The following is a 14,969-nucleotide window of genomic DNA, read 5'->3' as shown; positions in this document are numbered from 1 at the left end:
GCCTATTCACTGTATTTTTGTGAAATATTATCATTAATAATTTTAACAGCCGCTTCAGCAGCTTCTTTAGGAGTCATTTCTCCAGATGCTGCATCAAACATTAAGTTTTCTCCTCCTGCCCAAACTTCAGCCATTTCAGGAATATTTGGCATTGGACTTGCAGATTCATACTGCTCAATTACAGCAGTTGTGATAGAGTCATTTTTTGTTTTAGCATATTCTCTTGCTTCATTGTTAGCTGGTACTTCTTTTGTCATATCGTAAAATACTTTTTGATTATCTACATTCGTTAAGTAATCAACAAATTTTTGACTTAATTCTTTATTTTTTGAATAGTTACTTACTACCCAAGCTTTTCCTCCACCAAATGGTTCGTAATCTTTTCCATTAGGTAACTTGGCAATTTTTGCTGCACCATAATCTACATTTGATTCTGTATACCCTTGCGCTGCCCATGGTCCGTTGATTACAACAGCTGTTTTCCCATTGATAAATTGGTTATCGATGAAATCTCCAGCACTCTTAATATCCATCATTCCTTTAGGCCAAACATCTTGGTACCATTTAGTCGCATATTCGATTCCCTCAATAGAACCTTTACTTGCTAAACCAACATCTTCAGGATTTGTTCCATTGTCACCAAATACATATCCACCATATCCTGCTAATAAACCATATGCACTATAGAAATCTGTCCATTTTGCTAAAAACGCAACATTTTTTCCTTTTTCACCTTCGAACGCAAATTTATCATCTTTAGACATTTCTTCTAATTGTTCAAAAGTTGTTGGCGCTTCATCAATTAATGCTTTGTTGTAATACATAATCAACGTTTCAATAACGGCTGGTGACCCATAATATTTTCCATCAACTGTTACTTGTTGTTTATCTTTATCATTGTAATGACTATCTTCAGATAACTTAACTTCTGCAATATGTCCTTGTTGTCCTAATGGCCCTAAGCGATCATATGCTGACATCATAACATCAGGTGCTTTTCCAGCAGGACCATCTAAAGATAACGCATCCAATTGATCAAACATGTCTTTCTCAACTAATTTAATCTTAATATCATTCTCTTTTTCAAAGTCACCTTTAACTTTTTCTAGATACTTGATATACCCTTTATCCACTGAGACTGTCAGTGTGTCACTACTACTTTCCGTTTCCTTTTTACTTGTTTTACTCCCACCACACGCAGTTAAAGCCACTACTGCACTTAAAGTTAATAAGCCTAATCCGATTTTTTTCATCTTATTCATCTAAATTATCCCCCTATATTTCAACTAACTACATTCTTAGATTATGTTGTTACACAACTTATTGCAAACGCTTTTTTATTGTTATCGGTAACATTTTTTATACACGATGAATCCTTTAGGTTTAATAATCATCCTATCTCCTTCTACAACAGTCTTCTGACTCAATAACACCTCATCTATTTTTTCAATAGAGCATTCTTCGGTTCCATTATTGAAAACAGCTTGCAATGTTTGTTCATCATAACGTCTACTAAATCCTACGATATTTTTTTGATTATCTAATACTGTGAAATCTAGCACACCATAACTCAATAACGGTTGTTCTGAGTGTCGTAACGCAATTAATTTTTTGACAAATTCGTAAAAATCAAGATCTTGATCTTTTTCATCCCAAATCATACAACGACGACAATCCGGATCATTTTCACCCTCCATTGCATACTCTGTTCCATAATAAATACACGGTGATCCTTGTTGTAAAAAGGTAAAGGCTAATGTCATTTTTGCTAACTCTTTATCACCTTCACATAGTGTTAATAACCTTGTTGTATCATGTGAATCAAGACAGTTAAACATCACTTGATTCGTTTGTTCTCTATAAAGCATCAGTTGATCAAACAACCCACTAGCTAATTTAGTCGAGCTAATATCTTTCTTAATAAAATAGTTAATAATCGTTTCAGTATAGGCATAATTCATCACCGCATGAAACTCATCGCCGTTTAACCAACTTTGAGACGAATGCCAAATCTCGCCTAGAATATAAAAATCTTCTTTTAATGCAGTTGTTTCAGCATAAAATGATTTCCAAAAATGGTGATCCACTTCATTTGCTACGTCCAATCGCCATGCATCAATATCAAATTCTCTAATCCAGTAAGTCGCAATATCTAATAAGTACTTTCTAACATCAGGATTTGCTGTATTTAACTTAGGCATTCTTGGAGTAAAGGCAAATGTATCATAGGCAATTGTTGTTGCTCCTTCAAAATTACCATTCTCTCCAAATTTAACTGGATAACGATTAATGTGGAACCAATCTTTATATTGTGACTTTTCACCATTCTCAACCACATCTAACCATTCTTTTGAGTAATAGCCTGTATGGTTAAACACAGCATCTAACATAACCTTAATCCCTTTTTCATGGGCTTTTTCTACAAGCTCCCTAAATAATTCTTTTGTTCCAAAATTAGGATCAATATCAAAATAATCAATCGTGTCATACTTATGATTTGAGCTAGCTTTAAAAATTGGACAGAAATAAATACCATTAATACCTAAATCTACCAAATGATCCAAGTTATCAATAACACCTTGTAGGTCTCCACCAAAGAAATCATCTCTACCTGGAAGTTTAGATCCCCATGATAGAACTCCGTCAGGATCATTACTCGGATCGCCATTGGCAAATCTTTCTGGGAATATTTGATACCATACTGTTTCTTTTACCCACTCTGGTGTTTTGACCCTATCAATGTCATGGAAATAAGGTAATCTAAAATAGTTTTCTGCTTTCATGCGTGTTTGCTCGTTTAATTCAAAAATCCCTCTATCACCATAAAATACTTTTTCTTTGCCATCCGATAACTCAAAGGCATATTGCAATCGTTTAAAGTCAGCTGTTTTTTCTATAAACCAATAATCGTACTCCTCAGTTTGAGCAATAACTTTCATCTCTTCTGACGAGTTATACCAATTTGTTTCATGAATTAAATATGGGTCTCCACTTATTAGCTGAACTCTTAAAACATCGTCTCTTTTTGTGCGTAAACGAATATGCATCGTGTCCTTATCATATAAATAAGCATATTCACTTTCTGGTCTATGATATAAAGCTGCTTTTTCCAAATCATTTCCTCCATTTAATCAATTTATTTCTTAAATACTACAAAATCATACGGTTCTATGGTCCCCTTATCTACACACGTACGATTTCCTAATAAAACGCTTGAACAAGTATTTGCTGTAAATAAACCTGCCATGTTATCAAATCGTTTATCTGAGATATTAGCAATAACAACCATCTCCTCACTCTCTGTTACTCTTTTGTAAGCAATGACTTCAGGTGGCGAATCAAGCCATATGACCTCTCCAGTTTGAAAAACAGGTTGTTTTTTTAATTGAATTAGTTTTCTATAATGAGCTAAAATGCTCTCTTGATCTCTTTCTTGCTCATAAACGTTAAATATTTTTTCTTTGTTAACAGCATTCCAAGGAGCAACTGTTGAAAAGTTAGAAAAATCTGTTGCATTCCACTGCATACCACCTCGGCTAACTTCTTTATGTTGATTAGAAACAATAAATAAAGCGCTCTCAGGATTTTCGCCTTGTTGGATTAATTTTTCATAGTTAGAAACAACATCTTTATCTTCAAAAAAGTCTATTGATGTAACATCTAAATTTTTTATGCCTATTTCTTCACCATAGTAAATAATAGGAATGCCTTTCAATAAATACATCGCTGTCGCTAAAGATTTTGCGCTCTCATTTCTGTAATGATTGACTTCACCAAATCTCGATACAACCCTTGGCATATCATGATTATTCCAATAAAGTGTTGGGTATTTTTCTCCTGTCAGTGTTTGTTGCCAGTCAATCAGAGATTTTTTGAACGCTTTGTGGTCTAACTGATGGGTTTTGTGTGTTGATTTTATTACTTCTTCGTTTAGAGGTAATTCTCTAAAATGATCAAATGAAATAATGGCGCCACACAAATCTTCCGACATATAATCTAATGCCTTGCTAGGAGAGGCTGAAGCTGCTTCCCCGAGGATAAAAATATCAGGTTTTATTTGCTTTAATTCTTTTACAAATTGACTTAATAATGGTTTAACATCTGGTAAATTGGCATAATACTCTTCAGCTATAACAGGTTGTTTCTCCTTAGTAACCATTTGTTTACCAAAGTCATCTTTTGCAATATGAATGAATGCATCTAATCGAAATCCATCTATTCCTTTATCAAGCCAATACTTAGCGATATCTAGCATCGCTTTTTGTACTTCCAAATTTTCCCAGTTTAAATCTGGCATCTCTTTATCAAACAAATGAAAATAATATTGATTGCTTGATTCGTCCTTTTCCCAGACCGAACCACCAAAAAATGAAGCCCAATTATTCGGAACACTGCCATCATCTGATGGTTCCGACCATAGATAGTAATCACGATACATATTATTTTTTCCTTTTAGGGCTTCTTGGAACCAAGGATGTTGTGATGAAGTGTGATTTAATACCAAATCAAAAATAATTTTAATATCACGTTTATGTGCTTCATCAATTAACTTTTCAACCTCTTCCAGAGTGCCAAAAATATCATCAATCGCATAATAATTTGAGATATCGTAACCGTTATCAATTTGAGGTGAAATGAATATCGGATTTAACCATATAGTATTGATTCCTAGATTTTGAATGTAATCAAGAGATGAAATAATTCCCTGAATATCTCCTATACCATCTTGGTTACTGTCTTTATAACTTTTAGGATAAATCTGATAAATAATTGCTTCCTGCCACCAAAACTCGTTCATACTCTCCCTCCTTATCTATCCTCAGTCTAGAAAATGTTACCTTAACATACAAGCTTTAAAATAGTGTTAGCGTTAACATTATTGTTATATTCATTAAATACTTTAAATATTATGATGAAAATTATACGAATACAGGTATAATTAAAGTAAGAGAATTTTTACAAAGAAACGGAGGATTTTAATGGTAACATTATCTGATGTAGCACGAAAAGCCAATGTCTCAAAAATGACAGTTTCAAGAGTTATCAATCATCCTGAAAAAGTCACTGATGAACTAAAAGAGCTTGTTTTCCAAGCCATGAAAGACTTAAATTATAAGCCTAATGCTGCTGCTAAAGCACTTGTAAATAACAAAACTCAAATTATAAAATTTTTTATTTTAGAAGAAATTGATACAACTGAACCCTACTATATGAACCTCTTGATGGGCATATCAAAAACACTCGATCAACATCAATACTCTCTCCAATTGATTACACAGAATAGTTTTGACTTAGGACAAAGTGACGGCTATATTATCACTGGTATGAGGGAAAAGCATGCAGAGTGGATTGAACGACTTGAAAAACCGTTTGTCTTGTTTGGAGAAAACCGATATGGGTATGATTATGTTGATACTGACAATGCTTTAGGTACATCTTATGCAACTCAACATGCGATAGATTCTGGATATACCAATATTGTTTATATCGGGATTGATGTAAAAGAATCATTTGAATATTCTCGTGAGGCAGGATACATCAATACTATGCAAAAATACAAAATGGTACCTAAAATCTACCGTTTCGACAATCGCTCTAGGTACAGTTACGAGTTTATTACTAAAAATCTAAATCGTTTCCCTAAAAAAACGGCTTTTATTTGTAGCTCAGATAGATTAGCTATTGGAATAGAAAGAGGCATTCAATCAAATGGAGAAAAACTGCCAGAGAACTATGGTGTCATTGGGTATGATGGTGTGTTCTTAGATCAAATAGCCCATCCTCAACTAACAACTGTAAAACAGCCAGTCATCGAAATGGGAATGGCTTGTGCAACGATGATATTAAACAAAATCAAACAAAATGGAGCTCCTCAAGGAAATGAACTCTTTGAACCAACCTTGATTGTTAGAGGCACGACAATCAATAAATAGAGAGTAACAAACAGGAAAATTTCATCCTGTTTGTTACTCTCTTATTTCGCCACCTCAAATATTCTTTCAATCAGTGCTAAGACATTTCTAACTTCGTCATTTTTTACAATTGGCGTTGCATTATTAACAACGACATCATAGAAGTTTCGATAAAATCCATCATAATCTGCCTCAACTCCAACGATTGGTAAAATTTTAGTCGCATCTTCTGAAGGTGGGGACATTGTTTTAGTTAATCCTTGTCCTGCTTTAATTGGCACTAAATTGTGATGATCAATCACTCCGGTTTGTTTCACTATTTTACCCGACAAATCCCAATCATCAATAATAGCCGTTCCTTCAAGGCCTTTGACATACCAACGTGGTAATTTCACAAAATTAGTTGTACCAACTTCAACTAATGCTTTGATACCATTTTCAAAAGTAATGTAAGCAATAAAGCCATCATCTACTTCGTCACCCAAGATGTAGCTTAAATCAGCCGATACCTCTTTCACTGGACTGTCTACCATAAAAAGAAGTTGATCCAGTAAGTGAACACCCCAATCAAGCAACATGCCACCACCGTGTTTTTCTAAATGACGCCAATCTCCTGGAATACCATTCGCACCATGAACACGTGACTCAATTTGAAATAACTCACCAATCGGTTTCTTTTGATACATATCTTGAATGATTAAAAAGTCATTATCCCAGCGTCTGTTTTGATGCACCATAAACACTTGACCCGTTTCATTTGATACTTTAATGGCATCATCTAATTCTTTTGTTGACATCATTGCTGGTTTCTCACAAACAACATGTTTTCCACTCGTCATCGCTTGAATAGCCAGCTCTTTATGCACATCATTAGGTGTCGCAATTAATACTGCGTCAATTGTCTTATCTGATAACAAATCACTTAATGATTCATAAATTGTTAGTCCTGCATTCTTTGCTGCGTCCAAACGTTCCTTCTTTATATCATACGCCCCGACAACTTGCACACCATCTTCTTTTTTTATTAATTCACGGTGGTGATAGCTTCCCATACCACCATAACCAATAATTCCTATATTAAGCATTTGACGACCTCCTATGCCCACCACATGTCAGTTGGTTTATCATGAATCATGATTGACTTAAGATTCGTCACTGCACGAGAGAATCCTTCATCAATTGACATCAATGGATCTTCATGCTCAATACTTAGTACATAATCGTAACCATATAAACGCAACGCGCTAACTATATCTGACCAATCTTGTAAACTATGACCACATCCTACTGATCTAAATGTCCATGCTCTTGATTGAACGTTTGTATAAGGTTGCATATCTGTCACACCATACATGTTCATATTATCTTGGTCTAGGTAAGTATCTTTTGCATGGAAATGATGAATCGCATTTTCTTTTCCTAAGATTTTAATCGCACCAACTGGTTCAATTCCTTGCCACCATAGATGAGACGGATCCAAGTTGCACCCAATGTTGTCCCCAGCTGCATCACGTAATTTCAACATAGTGTATGGTGTATGAGCTAAAAAGCCACCATGAAGTTCAATCCCGATTTTTACACCAGCTGCTTGACACTCGTTGTTAATATCTTTCCAATAAGGGATTAATTTATTCTCCCACTGATAATGGTAGATATCTGTGTAATCTGTTGGCCATGGTAAAACAGGCCAGTTCACAGATGTATCTGTTTCGTTTCCTCCACCAACACCAGAGAATCCATTTACCACTGGCACATTCATTAGAGATGCCAACTTAATTGTTTTTCTTAATAGTTCGTCTGCTTCTTTTGCTTCTGCTGGTTTTGGTGAAATAGGATTATGATGTGCACTAAAGGCACTAATTTCTAATCCTTTATCATTTAATTTTGCTTGGTATTCTTTTCGTTTATCACTACTGGCCAGTAACGCATCCACATCACAGTGAGCACTTCCTGGAGACCCACCTGTTCCGATTTCAACCATTTGTAAGCCTTGTTCTGCTACTTTTTCAATCATCTCATCAAATGATAAATTGTTAAATAATGGGGTAAAAACGCCTAATTTCATGTTTGTTTCCTCCTTTTTTATAACTCTTCTAATGGTTCATGATGTCCATATGTTGGGTAGGTGCTATCAATTGGATTACACCACTTCACTGCATTTTTAATCACTAGTTGAACTTGTTCGTTGTAATATGATGGATACGTTTCATGCCCAGGTTGGAAATAGAAAATTTTACCGTTTCCACGTCTAAACGTACAGCCACCTCTAAATACTTCGCCACCTTTATACCAATTCACAAAAATCAATTCATCAGGAGCTGGGATGTCGAAGTGTTCACCATACATCTCTTCTTTTTCTAACTCAATGTACTCGCCAACCCCTTCTACGATTGGATGGCTCGGGTTTACGTTCCAAATACGACAGGTTTCATCTGCTTCACGCCACTTTAAATCACATGACGTTCCCATTAACGACATAAAAATTTTAGACATATGTCCTGAATGGAGTACAATCAATCCCATACCTTGTAGGACACGTTGATGCACACGTTGAACAATTTCATCACTCACTTCATCATGAGCAATATGTCCCCACCAAACCAATACATCTGTGTTGTTCAGTACATCTTCTGTTAAACCATGTTCTGGCTCATCAAGTGTCGCTGTTTTAACGTCAAACTCTTCTTTTAAAAAAGAGGCTAATTGTTCATGGATACCTTTTGGGTAAACCTCTTGTACAGCTTCATCTGTCTTCTCATGTCTGTATTCATTCCATACTGTTACGTGAATCATTTTTCCACCTACTTATTAAGATATACTGGCTCGCCAGTTTGTGATGACTGATAAATCGCTTCTAAAATCTCTGTAACAACTAATGCTTGTTCTGGTAAAACAACTGGTTCTGTATTATTTATAATTGCTTGTATCCAAGACTGTGCTTCTAAAAAGGCTGGGTCATTTCCTTCACCATCATAAAAATCAACGCCGCCTGCTTCTAATTCAATGTGTTTTTCATACAGTAACCCATTATCCTCACCATTAATAGTCAAGCCATCAAACATATCTGCCCCACCTTTTGTGCCAGACAAGCTTGTTTTGGCTTCACCGATTTGACGACTATTTAATGCCCAACTTGATTCTAAAGAAATCGTTGCGCCATCTTCCATCGTAATAAAACCAAATGCTGAGTCTTCTACAGTAAATTTTTCTGGATCCCAAGGTCCCCATGCATTTGCTGCATTTTTTGTTGGTGACAGTTTATGATACGTATTTCCTACCACATATTTCGGTTTATAATTATTCATCATCCACAATGTTAGATCTAGCGCATGTGTCCCAATATCAATCAATGGTCCTCCGCCTTGTGCTTCTTCATCAAGGAATACCCCCCAAGTTGGTACCGCACGCCGACGAATCGCATGTGCTTTTCCATAATAAATATCTCCCAACTCACCTTCTTCACATACTTGATGTAAGTAACTAGCAGCTGTTGTGAAGCGATTTTGATACCCAATTGTTAATTTTTTTCCTGTTTCTTTCGCAGCTTCTAACATCGCTCTTGCTTCCTGACTTGTTTTAGCCATTGGTTTTTCACACATCACGTGTTTATCCGCTTTCATTGCAGCAATGGAAATTTCCGCATGAGAATTATTTGGTGTACAGACATGTACTACATCAATATTTTTATCAGCCAATAGATCCTGATAATGTTGATAAACTGTTGATTCTGCCGTTCCATACTCTTCTTTTGCTTTTTCAGCGCGTTCCACAATCACATCACAAAATGCGACCATTTCAACTTCTTCTACTTTGCTTAATGCTGGCATATGTTTTCCATTAGCAATACCACCACAACCAATAATCCCTACTTTTAATGTCATAAAAAAACCTCCATCGTTTTCTTGTTGATAGATTCATCATACAAAAAAATGATAAGGTTTTCTTCCTGTTATTTTGGTCAATTATTCCCATATATTGTCTTATGATATTTTAATGGGGAAATACCCATATGCTCTTTAAAAACATGGTGAAAAGTTTTAACACTATTAAATCCTGAACGTTCTGCCACTTCTATCATTGGAATATTTTCATGAGAAAGAATATATTTGGCTTGATTTAATCGGTACTCTGTCAGGAATTGACTAAAATTTTGCCCTGTATTTTTCTTAAAAAAACGTGAAAAATAATATGGGCTAAATCCCACATATTTGGCAACATCTTCTAGTGTAATCACCTCTTGAAAATGATTTTCTATGTAAATAAACACATCATTCAGTCTTTCTAACGTCTGTTTTTGATGGGTTGATTCAACAAAATTCCCTTCTTTTAAGGTCTTACTTTTTTGAGGAATATCTCGATAGTACAACATTAATAATTGATATAAAAATCGCATAATAGCATACTCGTAACCAGTTTCTTTTTGTTGAACTTCTTCAAAAAGTTTTTCTAAAATAGATCGCATCTCATCTTCTAATTCTTTGCCCCAAAAACGACTAAAATTTTCTGCTTGTTCAAAGAGTGAGGTTATTTTTTTTTGGTTAAATTGATTGACACTAGTTGTCTGAAAAACTGCTAAATCAAATTGATAAACAATCCGTGTACTGCCTGGCGAAGCTAAAAAATAATGAGACTCACCACTACCAAAAATAAAAATTTCTCCTTCTTGTACCTGAAATAATTGATTGTCATATCCAATATTAACCAGGCCCTTTGTTACATAAATCATTTCTATTTCTTTATGCCAATGCGGTTCAACTACGACTTCCCCTTCATTTTCAAAGGCTCTAAACGGTAATATATTATCCCATTCAGGCATTTCCAAATATAAGCTCATCTCTTCACTCCCTTTTTGGCTCGTTTAGTCTTTCATCTATTATATAAAAAAATCCATCAACATTCTAAAAAGAATTTCGATGGACTTCTTATCAATGTTCTATGACAGTTTCTCGTTCGATTAATTGGTGTGGAATAATCACTCTTTTTTTCAATTCTTCAGGATGCTTCACTTGATTGAGACACTCCAATACAGCCGATTTTGCTAACTCATTGGTATTAATATCCACTGATGTGATATAAGGATGAATTAGCGTTGAAAAAATGGAGTTATTAAAACTAATAACCGACACATCATCCGGGACAACCAAACCACTTAATTGAATGAATTGAATAACTTTTAAAGCAAACATATCATCAATAGCAATACATGCTGATATTTTCCTCTCACGCAGCAAAGAATCCAGTTGTATAAACTCATTTGTTTTTTCTAAATCACAAACAGGATAGCACGTCAGGTTATTTTCTTTCAAACATGACTCATACCCATAAAATCGTTCCTTAAAAAAGTTCTCTGTTGCATTGTTAGTAACAAATAATATGTCTTTATGACCTTTATCAATCAGATACTGGGTCACACTTCTTCCAAGCAACTGATTATCGTTATCTACACAACTCGTTTCATTGTAGTAACGATACGGATGCCCAATAATTGTAAACGGAATATTTTTCTCAATTAAAAAGTCTAAAATGAGGTCATTTTCCTTAACATACATCAAAATAAATGAGTCTACTCGTTTTTGTAAAAACAACAGTTGTACCGCTTCTAACAATTCCAGTTCAGTATTGCCAGATGCTATCGCGATACTTACTTGATGATTGCTAGCTTCCTCATTCATCGCAGTAATTGCCTCTAAATAGAACGGTTCACTTGCCCGTTCTTTTGACTCGATAATTGGCAATACGACACCAATAGCATTTGATAATTTACTGACAAGATTTCTTGCAGCGATATTTGGAACATATCCTAGCTTATCCATCGCTTTTCTAACTCGCTCTTTCGTTTCAGATGAAATACTTGGATGATCTTTTAATACTCGAGATACTGTTGACGGTGCAACTCCCACCTCTTTTGCGACATCTTTAATTGTAACTCCCATAGTTTTGTCTCCTAATTTTTATTACCTATCAATAGAAACCATTACGCCATAATGATCACTCACGCATGGGTACTTTTCTCCGTCAAATACAACTTCATGTGATTTAACCCGATATTTTTTTGATATAAATGCATAATCAATTCTAAACTGTTGTGTGTTATGGTCCCATCCATCAATCTTTTCTGGAATTGTATAACGACCTGTAGCAATTTCTGCTAACTTAAAGGTATCAAAAAATGAGTCTGTTACCAAATCATATGTTTCATTTCTAACAGTGGCAGGGCCATTAAAATCACCAAATAACATCTTAAGGCAATTATATTGATCTAAAAATTGCTTGGTCATTTCCCACTCTAGCTGAAATCCTTCAGTCTTAGCATCACTCCACCATGAATAATGATTACTTGTTACCATGATGTCTCCATGTGCGTCATTAATTTTAGAGCAGAGCATCATACGTCTTTTTATATCGGTCTTATCATCCGCTGATGATACTAATACAGCACTTGATTGTAAAGGTTTTTTTGATAAAATAGCAACACCTTCTTCAAATACATCATATCCAATATGACTAAACGTCCAACTCCAATAATAAGTTTCTCCAAGTTCAGCTAACCGTTTTACTAAACATAAAGCATAATTATCTTCTCGAATGATTACTGATTCATTTTCAGAAGGAGAAAAATGAAGTGGATCGATTTCCTCTAAAGCATCAACTCGTTGATTTACTTCTTGTAAAGATAACCCGTCCAGTTCATTTGATACGATAAAATTGGCTAGCGTGTCCATCTTTTCTTCCGTATGTTCTTCCATCCAACTGTGAATATTTATTGTTAACCACTTCATCTTTTTTTCCTCACTTTATAATGATACTTGACCAATTTTTTCTGATGATTTATGTTCACCAACAGTTGATAACTCGAGCGTTTTAATTTCTTGTGTATTTGTAAAAACTACTACAATCGTGGTACCCTTTCCTTCATTCTCAACTGTTTTCCAATCGACTGTTGCTAATAATTGACCCGCTTTTACAGTATCACCTTCTTTAACTGATACGTCAAATACTTGTTTAGTCATCTCTACAGTATCTAGTCCCATATGTACTAACACTTCTAATCCTTCAGGTGTTAATAACACTATGGCATGTTTTGTTGGAAAAATTGACTGAACCACACCAGATACTGGTGAAACCACTTGACTATTCGATGGTTTTACCGCAAAACCATCGCCCATCATTTTTTGCGAAAACACATCATCTGAAACAGTTTCTATCGGAATGACTTCTCCGTCTGCTACAGAAACAAATGGAATGGTAACATTTTTTTGAACAGTTGTTTGTTCGTTTGGCTCATTAATAACGGTATCAACAGTAAGAGAATCAATGTCAACCCCACTATCTAACGCATCTTGTACGTCAGATTTGATAACATCTGCTTTTGGTCCATAAATCGCCTGAACACCTTTATCTTTTATCACTAAACCAAGTGCTCCTGCTTTTTTCCATTCTTGTTCTGTTCCAACTAAATCGGCATTTTTGACACTTACTCTTAAACGAGTCATACAAGCATCTACTTCAGAAATATTTGATTTTCCACCAAGTAGTTGGATGATTGATACGATTTGTGGGGAGATTCCTTCAGAACTTCCTGTTGAAGATGTATTATCTGACGTATCCACATCATAGTTTCCATTTCTACCTGGTGTTGCTAAATTAAATTTCTTGATCATAAATCCAGCAATAAAATAAGAAACAATAGCAAACACGATAATACAAATCACAAAGTTAATCAAATCTTGTGTTAATCCTGCTTTAATGGCTAATGGTGTTCGTGTTAGCAACTCAATATTTCCAAATGAATGGACGCGTAATGAGATGATGTCGGCCATCGCAAATGCCGCTCCTTGAATCACTGCATACACTAGATACAACGGAACTGCTGCAAACATAAACATGAATTCTAACGGTTCTGTAACACCGGTTAAAAATACTGCCAACGCTGCTGAGACGTACATTGATTTATATTGTTTTCTCTTATCACTATCCACATTTTTATACATCGCCAAAGTGAAGCCCATTAAAATACCTGATGCGCCAATCATTTGCCCTACTTTAAAACGAGCTGGTGTCCAATTTGATAACACATAATTATATTGTTCAACATTTCCAGCATTTTTTAAGTTAAATAAATCAGTTGCCCAAGCAAGCCATAGAGGATCTTGTCCGTAGACAAGCGTTCCAGCTTGTGCCCCAGATAAAATCTCATAGGTTCCACCTAGTTGAGTATAGTTGATTGGTATAGTCAACATATGATGCAATCCAAATGGTAGTAATAATCTCTCAAGTGTTCCATATAAAAACGGTGCCAAAATTGGTGCAGATTCTTGTGATTGAGCAATCCACAAACCAAAATTGTTAATTCCTGATTGAATAACTGGCCATACAATAGCTAAACCAATTGAAACAATCGTTGACCAAAGTATGACAACAAATGGCACAAAGCGCTTACCATTAAAGAATGATAATGCATCTGGTAATTTACGATAATTATAGTATTTATTGTAAGCCATCGCTCCGACAAATCCCGCAATAATTCCGACAAAAACACCCATATTTAACGCTGGTGCTTCAAGTACACTAGTGAAAAATCCTTTAACCATGATTTTAGTTCCAAATAATGTGTGAGTAAATGCTTCATCGTTTGTCAGCATTTCTGAAGTCACACCAAAAATTGAGCCAGTAATACGATTAATCAAAATAAATGAAATACCTGCAGCAAAAGCTCCTCCTGCACGTTCTTTAGCCCAACTACCACCAATTGCTAGTGCAAATAATAAATGAAGATTTCCAATAATTCCCCATCCTATATTTTCAATTACTCCACCAGTTGTTACTAAAAACGCCATATCTGGTGACATCATCGGAATCGTTTTTCCGATACTAATCATTAATCCAGCAGCAGGCATAACAGCTACCACAACCATTAATGCTTTTCCAAATTTTTGCCAAAACTCAAAACTTAGTAACTTTTTCATTGTACCCTTACCTCTTTCTTAAATTAATCTTAAACGAAATCGTTTGCGTAATTCATATTATACGTATCAGTTTATGAAAAGTAAACACTTT

General features: G+C 35.1%; 12 protein-coding genes. 1 reads left to right on the top strand and 11 read right to left on the bottom strand.

What is annotated here, in order from left to right; all coding sequences use genetic code 11:
• Positions 1-2: 2 nt before the first annotated feature.
• From G314FT_RS04460 to G314FT_RS04450, 3 genes are all read right to left on the bottom strand, one after another.
• Positions 3-1,262, bottom strand: a complete 1,260-nt coding sequence (locus tag G314FT_RS04460; protein ID WP_257702240.1) for an extracellular solute-binding protein — start codon at positions 1,260-1,262, stop codon at positions 3-5.
• Between the two features lie 81 nt (positions 1,263-1,343).
• The gene (locus G314FT_RS04455; RefSeq protein WP_257702239.1) at positions 1,344-3,113 is read right to left on the bottom strand and encodes a glycoside hydrolase family 13 protein; all 1,770 of its coding nucleotides are present in this window, start codon (positions 3,111-3,113) and stop codon (positions 1,344-1,346) included.
• A gap of 23 nt (positions 3,114-3,136) precedes the next feature.
• Entirely contained in the window at positions 3,137-4,798 is a 1,662-nt protein-coding gene (locus G314FT_RS04450; RefSeq protein WP_257702238.1) for an alpha-glucosidase, read from the bottom strand.
• Between the two features lie 181 nt (positions 4,799-4,979).
• On the opposite strand from G314FT_RS04450, the gene G314FT_RS04445 reads away from it, so the two are divergent.
• On the top strand, positions 4,980-5,933 hold the full coding sequence (locus G314FT_RS04445) for a LacI family DNA-binding transcriptional regulator (protein WP_257702237.1): 954 nt from the start codon (positions 4,980-4,982) through the stop codon (positions 5,931-5,933).
• Positions 5,934-5,974: 41 nt separating this feature from the next.
• On the opposite strand, the gene G314FT_RS04440 is transcribed toward G314FT_RS04445, so the two are convergent.
• From G314FT_RS04440 to G314FT_RS04405, 8 genes are all read right to left on the bottom strand, one after another.
• Entirely contained in the window at positions 5,975-6,997 is a 1,023-nt protein-coding gene (locus tag G314FT_RS04440; protein WP_257702236.1) for a Gfo/Idh/MocA family protein, read from the bottom strand.
• Positions 6,998-7,008: 11 nt separating this feature from the next.
• Positions 7,009-7,977, bottom strand: coding sequence for a sugar phosphate isomerase/epimerase family protein (locus G314FT_RS04435; protein WP_257702235.1), 969 nt, complete (start codon positions 7,975-7,977; stop codon positions 7,009-7,011).
• A gap of 17 nt (positions 7,978-7,994) precedes the next feature.
• Positions 7,995-8,705 carry a ThuA domain-containing protein gene (locus G314FT_RS04430; protein WP_257702234.1) on the bottom strand — a complete coding sequence of 237 codons (711 nt, stop codon included), beginning with the start codon at positions 8,703-8,705 and terminating at the stop codon, positions 7,995-7,997.
• Positions 8,706-8,713: 8 nt separating this feature from the next.
• Entirely contained in the window at positions 8,714-9,793 is a 1,080-nt protein-coding gene (locus G314FT_RS04425; RefSeq protein WP_257702233.1) for a Gfo/Idh/MocA family protein, read from the bottom strand.
• A gap of 77 nt (positions 9,794-9,870) precedes the next feature.
• Positions 9,871-10,746, bottom strand: a complete 876-nt coding sequence (locus tag G314FT_RS04420) for an AraC family transcriptional regulator (RefSeq protein WP_257702232.1) — start codon at positions 10,744-10,746, stop codon at positions 9,871-9,873.
• Positions 10,747-10,837: 91 nt separating this feature from the next.
• Positions 10,838-11,845 (bottom strand): LacI family DNA-binding transcriptional regulator, encoded by a 1,008-nt coding sequence (locus G314FT_RS04415; protein WP_257702231.1) that lies wholly within the window; start codon positions 11,843-11,845, stop codon positions 10,838-10,840.
• Positions 11,846-11,866: 21 nt separating this feature from the next.
• Positions 11,867-12,691, bottom strand: coding sequence for an endonuclease/exonuclease/phosphatase family protein (locus G314FT_RS04410; RefSeq protein WP_257702230.1), 825 nt, complete (start codon positions 12,689-12,691; stop codon positions 11,867-11,869).
• Positions 12,692-12,706: 15 nt separating this feature from the next.
• The gene (locus tag G314FT_RS04405) at positions 12,707-14,878 is read right to left on the bottom strand and encodes a PTS transporter subunit IIBC (protein ID WP_257702229.1); all 2,172 of its coding nucleotides are present in this window, start codon (positions 14,876-14,878) and stop codon (positions 12,707-12,709) included.
• Between the last annotated feature and the right edge of the window lie 91 nt (positions 14,879-14,969).

The organism is Vagococcus luciliae, from assembly GCF_024637875.1.
Lineage (GTDB): Bacteria > Bacillota > Bacilli > Lactobacillales > Vagococcaceae > Vagococcus > Vagococcus luciliae.
This window is presented reverse-complemented; position numbering and strand designations above follow the sequence as displayed.

Coding starts and splice junctions, on each gene's coding strand:
- G314FT_RS04460 (WP_257702240.1), bottom strand. CDS start 1,262: ATGAATAAGATGAAAAAAATCGGATTAGGCTTATTAACTTTAAGTGCA.
- G314FT_RS04450 (WP_257702238.1), bottom strand. CDS start 4,798: ATGAACGAGTTTTGGTGGCAGGAAGCAATTATTTATCAGATTTATCCT.
- G314FT_RS04445 (WP_257702237.1), top strand. CDS start 4,980: ATGGTAACATTATCTGATGTAGCACGAAAAGCCAATGTCTCAAAAATG.
- G314FT_RS04440 (WP_257702236.1), bottom strand. CDS start 6,997: ATGCTTAATATAGGAATTATTGGTTATGGTGGTATGGGAAGCTATCAC.
- G314FT_RS04435 (WP_257702235.1), bottom strand. CDS start 7,977: ATGAAATTAGGCGTTTTTACCCCATTATTTAACAATTTATCATTTGAT.
- G314FT_RS04430 (WP_257702234.1), bottom strand. CDS start 8,705: ATGATTCACGTAACAGTATGGAATGAATACAGACATGAGAAGACAGAT.
- G314FT_RS04425 (WP_257702233.1), bottom strand. CDS start 9,793: ATGACATTAAAAGTAGGGATTATTGGTTGTGGTGGTATTGCTAATGGA.
- G314FT_RS04420 (WP_257702232.1), bottom strand. CDS start 10,746: ATGAGCTTATATTTGGAAATGCCTGAATGGGATAATATATTACCGTTT.
- G314FT_RS04415 (WP_257702231.1), bottom strand. CDS start 11,845: ATGGGAGTTACAATTAAAGATGTCGCAAAAGAGGTGGGAGTTGCACCG.
- G314FT_RS04410 (WP_257702230.1), bottom strand. CDS start 12,691: ATGAAGTGGTTAACAATAAATATTCACAGTTGGATGGAAGAACATACG.
- G314FT_RS04405 (WP_257702229.1), bottom strand. CDS start 14,878: ATGAAAAAGTTACTAAGTTTTGAGTTTTGGCAAAAATTTGGAAAAGCA.